The organism is Paraburkholderia sp. JHI2823, from assembly GCF_038900695.1.
GTDB classification, from domain to species: Bacteria; Pseudomonadota; Gammaproteobacteria; order Burkholderiales; family Burkholderiaceae; genus Paraburkholderia; species Paraburkholderia mimosarum.
The window spans coordinates 1-631 of the sequence record NZ_JAYMRY010000181.1 but is presented as its reverse complement, the minus strand read 5'-3'; the positions used below and the strand labels follow the sequence as shown (position 1 = coordinate 631).

Below are 631 nucleotides of genomic sequence, written 5' to 3'. Positions count from 1 at the left end.
TCGTTGATCATGACCTTGGCTGCTTCGCGCTCGGCATGCCCGTCAGCGCGCGTCACCCGCGCGTTGACCACCAGGCCATGCCGATTGTCGGTCAGCGTGTGGCCCATGTAACGCAATTCGCTGGCCGAGCGGGTAAGGAGACGGCATTCCTGCCGCCCCCTCCCCAAAGAACCCATCGAGCGACTTTCACCGCAATGGGCTCGCGCATGGCTAAAGCACCGTCATTCGATGCCGGCCCTGTCAAACAGCACAAGTCCTTCGCTAACGTCATATTGTTGGCCCATCTCATCGCTGAGACGAGGGCGCTGAACTGCAACGAGGCAGTCTCTTCCAAGCTTCCCTACGGCGGACCTCAAATACTGGCTCACGACAGCCACACCTCGCGGAAGTTTGCCCCCTTTCGGGTCAGGGCAAAGTCTGAACCCCTATGCGAACCATTACAGCCCGCCGTTCGCTTTCTCCGCGTTCTCTTACCCGCTCCACCAACAGCGCCCCTTGCGGTTTGCCTGCCGTCTCGCAATATTCCGCGAGCTTGGCGGTGAATCGGGCTGATATGATTTTCCGTGTCAAGCGGCTCAGTGGTTTTCGGTTTTCGCATAGGGTACGTCCAGTTTCCTGAGGGCGGCGCAGC

General features: G+C 59.7%; 1 pseudogene. It reads right to left on the bottom strand.

Annotated features, from left to right (window positions below):
- Positions 1-131: pseudogene (locus tag VSR34_RS38195) on the bottom strand (IS5/IS1182 family transposase); the annotation flags it as partial.
- Positions 132-631 lie beyond the last annotated feature (500 nt).